General features: G+C 63.2%; 7 protein-coding genes. 2 read left to right on the top strand and 5 right to left on the bottom strand.

What is annotated here, in order from left to right; all coding sequences use genetic code 11:
• The first annotated feature begins 224 nt into the window (after positions 1-224).
• Entirely contained in the window at positions 225-764 is a 540-nt protein-coding gene (locus BO1_RS47765; RefSeq protein ID WP_028223631.1) for a MarR family winged helix-turn-helix transcriptional regulator, read from the top strand.
• A 44-nt stretch (positions 765-808) separates the two neighbouring features.
• On the opposite strand, the gene BO1_RS47770 is transcribed toward BO1_RS47765, so the two are convergent.
• A complete protein-coding gene (locus BO1_RS47770) occupies positions 809-2,536 on the bottom strand; it encodes an FAD-binding protein (protein WP_028223632.1) in 1,728 nt (575 codons plus the stop codon).
• Positions 2,537-2,742: 206 nt separating this feature from the next.
• Between BO1_RS47770 and BO1_RS47775 the strand changes: the two genes are divergently transcribed.
• Positions 2,743-3,273: a MarR family winged helix-turn-helix transcriptional regulator gene (locus tag BO1_RS47775; protein WP_028223633.1), complete on the top strand. Its 531-nt coding sequence runs from the start codon at positions 2,743-2,745 to the stop codon at positions 3,271-3,273.
• Positions 3,274-3,318: 45 nt separating this feature from the next.
• Here the strand turns inward: BO1_RS47775 and BO1_RS47780 are convergent, their stop codons facing one another.
• The 4 genes from BO1_RS47780 to BO1_RS47795 form a co-directional block, all read right to left on the bottom strand.
• Entirely contained in the window at positions 3,319-3,555 is a 237-nt protein-coding gene (locus BO1_RS47780) for a hypothetical protein (protein ID WP_028223634.1), read from the bottom strand.
• A 94-nt stretch (positions 3,556-3,649) separates the two neighbouring features.
• The gene (locus tag BO1_RS47785; RefSeq protein ID WP_028223635.1) at positions 3,650-4,762 is read right to left on the bottom strand and encodes a Gfo/Idh/MocA family protein; all 1,113 of its coding nucleotides are present in this window, start codon (positions 4,760-4,762) and stop codon (positions 3,650-3,652) included.
• Positions 4,763-4,841: 79 nt separating this feature from the next.
• Positions 4,842-5,351: a nuclear transport factor 2 family protein gene (locus BO1_RS47790; protein WP_028223636.1), complete on the bottom strand. Its 510-nt coding sequence runs from the start codon at positions 5,349-5,351 to the stop codon at positions 4,842-4,844.
• 115 nt (positions 5,352-5,466) lie between these two features.
• Positions 5,467-6,414, bottom strand: a complete 948-nt coding sequence (locus tag BO1_RS47795; protein ID WP_028223637.1) for a 3-keto-5-aminohexanoate cleavage protein — start codon at positions 6,412-6,414, stop codon at positions 5,467-5,469.
• Positions 6,415-6,647: the final 233 nt, after the last annotated feature.

Here is a 6,647-nt window from a genome sequence, read left to right on the forward strand (position 1 = left end):
CTAGGGAAACCAGGCAATGGGCGATGGCGGTTTCCTGGCGACCTGGATGGGCCTGTTATTAGCGTGAGCAGGCCCTGATGTCATGGCTTGATGCAATGACGGCGCGCGTGCGCCCGCCGTCCATAGAGGGCATACAAAGACTGCGGTATCATTTCACCTTGGCTGATTCGATTTGCACCGATAGTACCGACCGATGGCCCGGTCCCATGCCAAGGAATGAGTGAATGCCCAAACCCAATTCGTCCGCAGTCAAGGCAGCCGCCGCCGCTCCGAAGGTAGCGGAAGCATCAGAGCAACGGCTATCGGATGTATTCGATGATCGCGGCAGAACCGTTCCGTGGATCGCACGAACCATACACCGGCTCTACGATGCGCAGGGGCAAAAGCTCCTCGACCGGGAGAGCATTCCAATCGCGTACTGGTACTACCTGCGCGTGCTGGCCGAACGCGGCGAGATCAACCAGCTCGAGCTCAGCAAGCGCGTAGGCATCGCGTCGACGACCGCGGTCCCGGCGCTCGACTACCTCGAGAAGCGCGGCCTCGTGAAAAGGGTGCGCGATCCCAACGACCGGCGCAAGTACTTCGTCCAGCTCCTGGACGAAGGCAAGCGCCTCGTCGACGAATTGCTGCCCGAGCTCACCGACATGATTTCGGCATCGCTCGACGGCATCTCGCAGAAAGACATGCGCGTGTTCTGGAAGGTCATGCACCGGATCGAAACCAACCTGGTGCAGATCGCCCAGGGCGACTCGGTCGTCGACTGATTCGTTCACGGCTCGATCGCGCGCGTCGACGGCCGCGTCCTCCATTACGTTGAAGAAGCGGCCACGGAAGCCTGACTCGCCTGCGCCTGGCCGCTGCCCTTTGCCAGCGCCATGGCCGCCAGATAACCAAACGTGATTGCCGGTCCCAGCGTGATGCCCGCGCCGATGTAGTGGCCGCCAACGGGCGAGTTCATGTCGTTACCGCAGGCGAAGATGCCGGGAATCGGACGGTCGTTGCTGTCCAGGACTTCGCCGTTGGGACCCGTCACGAGACCGCGGCTGGTGCCGAAGTCGCCGGGCATCAGCTTGACGGCATAGAAAGGCCCCTGCGTAATCGGACCGATGCACGGGTTCGGGGTGTGAGTGGGATCGCCCTTGTAGGTGTTATAGGCCGATGAACCCTTGCCGAAGTCCTCGTCGACACCCGTTTGCGCGAACTGGTTATTGCGCGCGACGCTGCGCGCGAGGCCGCTGGCATCGATACCCGCCTTCGCGGCGAGCTCCGCGAGCGTCTTGCCGCTCAAGAGGTAGCCCGACGCCTCATAGCGGCGCAGCGACATGCCCGGCAGGATGACGCCAATGCCGTACTTCTTCACGGCCGCCGCGTCGGCGACCAGAAACGCGGGGATCGCGCCCGCATCGAACATCCCTTGAGTGAAGGCGTGATATGACGCGGCTTCATTCGTGAAGCGCTTGCCTTCCTTGTTCACGGCAATGAAGCCGGGCTTGGGCCGATCGAGCATGAAGTGGCCCCACAGCGTCGTGCCTTTCTCATTCTTGTACTGCGAAACCGGCACGTAGTAGCCCGTGTCGAGCCCGTTGTGGTCGAGCCGGCCGCCGGCTGCAAGGCCGAGTCGAATGCCTTCGCCCACGTTGCTCGGCAAGCCGAGGCCGAGTTCGACCGTTGGCTGGCGCGAATGCTCGCGCCGCATTTCGAGGTTGCCGTTGTAGCCGCCCGTCGCGATAACGACGCCACGGTGTGCGCGCACGCGAGACGTGCGGCCATCGCGCATGACTTCGGCGCCGATCACCGCGCCGTTTTCGGTGATGAGCCGCGTTGCGTGAGCGCGTAGCCAAACCGGAATCTGTTCATCGAGGATCGTCTTGTACAGACGCCCGATGAGCGCATTGCCGCCCACGAGGCGGGTGCCGCGGTGATGGCTCAGGCGGTCCTTGCCGTAGCGCGCGAAACGCTTCACGACATGCGCGAACGACTTGAACGAGCGCGTGAAGGCCAGGAAGTGGTTCAAGTCCAGCAGGTCGAGCATCATGCCGCCAAAGGGCGCGAATGCCGGCAGCGGTGCGCGCAGGTCCCTGAAATGCGCACCGAGTTCTCGCCCGTCGAACTCGAGCGGGGCGTGAGCCCGCCCGAACATGCCGCCATCGAACTCCGGATAATAGTCTGGATAATCGACCGCCATGACCTCGAGCCCGGAATGGCGGACCAGGTAATCGAGCGCGACCCGCCCCTGGGTGATGTAGCTTTCCTGGAGCGGGCTGCCGACGGTGGTGCCGACGGTCGCCGCAAAATATCGACGCGCTTTTTCGAAGGAATCCTGAAAGCCCGCCTCCTGCATCGGCGCGCTATCGACGAACCACATCATCCCGACCGACCATGCGGAGCTGCCGCCGACCTGGTCCGTTTTTTCGAGGAGGAGCGGCTTGAGGCCCTCGTTCTTCGCCACGATGGCCGCCGACATGCCGCCTGCGCCGGCCCCCAGAATAATCACGTCGACTTCGAGATCCCAGCTTGCCGTCGTATCAGTGCCCATAGCGCTTGTCCTGTTTGCACATGCATTTTTCACATGCTGTATGATCGTCACGAAACGGATTATCTTTGAAGAGATGATTCCAATTAAGATCGATTCATGTAGGATAATGTGTTGTGGGATAAACAATGTCAAGCGTTCCAGGGAATGTCCTGTATCGGGCGCCTGGCGTGTGCTGACGGCTGGATGACTCCAGTTGAGGAATGGTCATGTCAAAGTTGAGTTCGAATCAAGTGGGCGACGCGTTCGAGGCGCTGGAAGCGGACGATAGCCGCCGCGCAGCCGTTTTTGACGACCGCGGCCGCACCGTGCCATGGATGACACGCACGCTGTACCGCCTCTACGAGACCGAAGCCCAGAAGGTGCTGGACAAGGAGGGAATTTCGGCCGCGCACTGGTTCTATCTGCGGGTGCTGGCCGAACGTGGCGAGTTGAACCAGCTCGAGCTCAGCAAGCGCGTAGGCATTGCGTCGACCACGGCCGTGCCGGCGCTCGACAGCATGGAAAAGCGCAAGCTCGTGCAACGCACGCGCGACCCCATGGACAGAAGAAAATACTACGTCAGCTTGCAGGACGAAGGACGACGCGTTGTCGAGGCGTTGCTACCCGGGCTCACCGAGATGATTGTGGCGTCGCTCGAAGGCATCTCGGAGAAGGATCTCCAGGTCTTCTGGAAGGTCATGCACCAGATCGAAGCGAACCTGACCCTGATGTCCAGGGGCGACGCCGCGATCGACTAGGCGCCGGCCGGCTCTCGCCACACCGGCGCCGGCGCGTGGCTGCGCTCACACCACGCGCATGGCCGGGCGCTCCCGGCGCGGCGGGAAAATGGACCAGAGTCCGTCCGTGTGACGAAAGAAGAACATGGCGGCGGTGCCGGCGGCCCTGCGTGCTTCGACGCACACGTAGCATTGCCGCCGTGCGCGCTGGTTCTTGAATTCGACCACATGCACCGTGTCCATCGAGGTGGGGGCCAGCCAGTGCTCCACCATCGCATGCAACGACTTTCCTGCGCTAGCCATGATCCTCTCCTTCCCACGCGCATGGATCGCGTGACGACAACCCGCTAACCGGCCCCGCTCACGCAAGAACACGCGCGTGCGCGGCGAAGCCGAACTACGCGTTCACCTTGACCCGCTTGCCCGTTTCGCTCGACTGCTCGATTGCGTGGAGCACCTCGTGAAGTGCGCACGCGTGATCGAAGCTGGGCGCCGAGCGCGTGCCATGACGCAGATCGTCGGCGAGCAGGCGGTACACGCCGGCGACATTGCGCGCCGCAACGGCATCGCCGGCATCGATGGGGAACGGATCGGGGACATCGAGCTCCTCCCAGCCGTCCTGGCCTTTGCGTCCGAACTCGACACGCAAGGGCGAGATGTTGATCGCCGGGACGTATTCATTTCTGGCCGTGATGCGCAGATCGCCCTCGCTGCCGTTGATTTCCCACAGCAGCTTCGTCCCGCGCGGCACGCCACCGCGAAGCTGGAATGAGAGCGGCGCACCGGAGCGCAGAATCGCATTCGCCATGAGGTGGTCGGGCGTCTTCATCTCGACGGCTTCGCCGGTCTCGATGACGCGCACGGTTGGCCTGCGCTGCGAGAGCACGGCGTCGATCTGGTCGATCGGGCCCAGCACGGCATCGATCGCCGCAATCGCGTGCCCGCCGATCACTGAAAGCAGGGTGGCGCCGTTGCGGTTGTCCATCGCGTAGGCGTCGCCTTGCAGGACCTCGTCGCCCCAGCTGACGCCTGACCCGACATAGGTCGAAGACAGGACATTGCCGATCTTGCCGTCCGCAACGAGCTGGCGGATGAATTGCACCTCGGGGGAGGCGAGCGCCTGCGCGCCAACCACGGCCAGGGCCTTTTGCTCGCGTGCGAGTTCGGCGAGCGCGAGGGTCTCTTCGAGCCCATTGCCGAGCGGCCATTCGCTGTACACGCTCTTGCCCGCCCGCAGGGCCGCCGAAAGGACTTCCTTGTGGTGCTGAACCTTGACGGTGACGACGACGATGTCGATGTCCGGCGAAGCGGCCATCGCCGCGGCGTTTTCGAACGCGTGCGGGATGCCGAATGCGGCGGCCGCGGCCTGCGCGCTCGCGAGGCTCGTATTCGCCACACCGGCGAGCTCGAAGACGCCGGACAAGGCCTGCAAGGCCGGGATATGGGCCATTGCTGCCCAACCGCGCTCGGGGCTCAGACCGACGATACCGACACGATATTTCTTTTCCATTGCTTCCTCCAAGCTTCAGATGAATGCCGTAACCTCGAGCGCCTGAATTCGACGGCCGGCCCGGCGGAGCCGGCACGCGTCATGCGATCCGGTATGGGTACGACGGGTCTTGCTTGTCACGGCGCCCGACCGTGAAATTCTCGAGCGGCGCGAGATCATCGGGAACCGGGTCCGACCGCTGGGAGTCGAGCACGACCACCCGATCGGCAATGCGCCATTCGCCGTTGCGCCGCTCCATGCGGTCCACGTAGCGGATGTTCACGACCCAGTCCATCGCGGGCTTGTCGCCATCGGGTTTCGTGCGATGGAAGGCCTGCGCATAGTGCTCGGCAAACGCCGCATCGCCGTGGACCTCGACGTACTGGTTGCCGGTGAAGTGCTGCGTCGATTCGAAGCCTGGCAACAATTCGGCGGCCCAGTCGATGAAGCCTTCGACACCGCCGTCATACGCGCCGTGCCGGTCGATCGCATCGGGGTGATAGCACGAGCGCACGAGATCCCAGTCCATCCGGTCGATGCCGCGGCAATAGCGCAGATGCACGCGGCGAATCTCCGCTTCATCGAGTAGCTGCTGAAGTTTCGCTTCCAACTCAGGTCTCCTTGATTGAATCGTCGGGGCTCAAGCCGATGGTTGCCTTGTGGGTGCCATGCGATGCCATGCCTGCGCCGTTGTCCGCTAGCGCGGGCATGGCTGCGCGCGCGTTTCAGTTGCGGGCCGGCTTGCCGACCAGTGCCCGGTACTCATTGGCCGAGGCCGGCGTGCGGCCGAGCAGGCCGGCGATGTCGCGCGCCATGTTGAACATCTCCAGATTGTCCTTGAGGCGCTCGTCGCTGTTCGGATACTTCCACGGCGTGTCTTCGGTGCCGATGCGGATATGCAGGCCCATCATCGTGGCGAGCGTCGTCATGTAGAGCGTTGCGCGGCCGGCTGCGCAGACGCTGATGACCGAAGTCGGATCGATCTGGCGGATCTGGTCGACCATCAGGAACAGGTGTTTCGTCATGTCCTGGGCGTTGCTGACCCAGGTGCCGGACACGAGGGTGCGGCCGACGTTGAACGGCAGGCCGTAGAGGATCAGCCAGTTATAGGGCTTCTTGAGGATGCCGGTATCGATGAGCTTGCGCTTGGCGAGTTCGATCTCGCCGGAGCTGTGGACGGCCAGCTCCGGCTTGACGCCGGTGGCTTCGAGTTCGGTGATGGCGGGCACCATGAAGGCGTCGGGGTGGCCTGGCGCGCACGGAGCGACTTCGGTCAGGCCGGCGCGTGCCGGGCTCACGCATTCATCGAAGGACGAGCCGTTGAGGACGTTCAGATTCGGCACGAAGTCGTTGCCAAAGCGCGCGCGCAGCGGCTCGAGAACGGCGGAATAGGCCTCGACGGGGGGGATGTCGCGGTCGAGGCGGCGACCCTTCTCGTCGGTCATGAAGGAGAAGTCGATGTGGACGCCGCAGGCGCCGGCTTCGATGACGCTGGATGCCGCGTCTACGTACTCGGCGAGTGAGGTGGTGCTTTCGAAGCGGCCTGATACGGCGGCGTTGATGGCGATCTTTTCGGATACGTCCCATTTGGGTTGGAGCTCGGCGCCGGCTATGAACTGGTACTCCTCCATCTCGCGTTTGGCGGCTTCCCAGAGTGAAAGTTTTTCGGTCATGGTGATCCTCGGTACAGGTGGTGAAGTCTGGTTCGATGGTCCTTCGAACCGGGGTGATCTGGTGGTTGCAAGATCGTTTTCGTGCGAATCGATTTATATCGAATGATGCGTCGCGGGATTAGCGAAGTCAAGGTGATTAGGGAATGCCCTGGGGTGCGGGCGCCTTGGCGGCGGTTTTCGGGCCACCACGTGGCCTGTTTTTGTTGCGGCGCTCGATCGCTTTCAGGCGTTGG

This window comes from Paraburkholderia oxyphila NBRC 105797, from assembly GCF_000685075.1.
Lineage (GTDB): Bacteria > Pseudomonadota > Gammaproteobacteria > Burkholderiales > Burkholderiaceae > Paraburkholderia > Paraburkholderia oxyphila.

Excerpts from the sequence above, each read along its gene's own strand:
- BO1_RS47780 (WP_028223634.1), bottom strand. The coding sequence starts at position 3,555 with ATGGCTAGCGCAGGAAAGTCGTTGCATGCGATGGTGGAGCACTGGCTG.
- BO1_RS47795 (WP_028223637.1), bottom strand. The coding sequence starts at position 6,414 with ATGACCGAAAAACTTTCACTCTGGGAAGCCGCCAAACGCGAGATGGAG.
- BO1_RS47785 (WP_028223635.1), bottom strand. The coding sequence starts at position 4,762 with ATGGAAAAGAAATATCGTGTCGGTATCGTCGGTCTGAGCCCCGAGCGC.
- BO1_RS47765 (WP_028223631.1), top strand. The coding sequence starts at position 225 with ATGCCCAAACCCAATTCGTCCGCAGTCAAGGCAGCCGCCGCCGCTCCG.
- BO1_RS47775 (WP_028223633.1), top strand. The coding sequence starts at position 2,743 with ATGTCAAAGTTGAGTTCGAATCAAGTGGGCGACGCGTTCGAGGCGCTG.
- BO1_RS47770 (WP_028223632.1), bottom strand. The coding sequence starts at position 2,536 with ATGGGCACTGATACGACGGCAAGCTGGGATCTCGAAGTCGACGTGATT.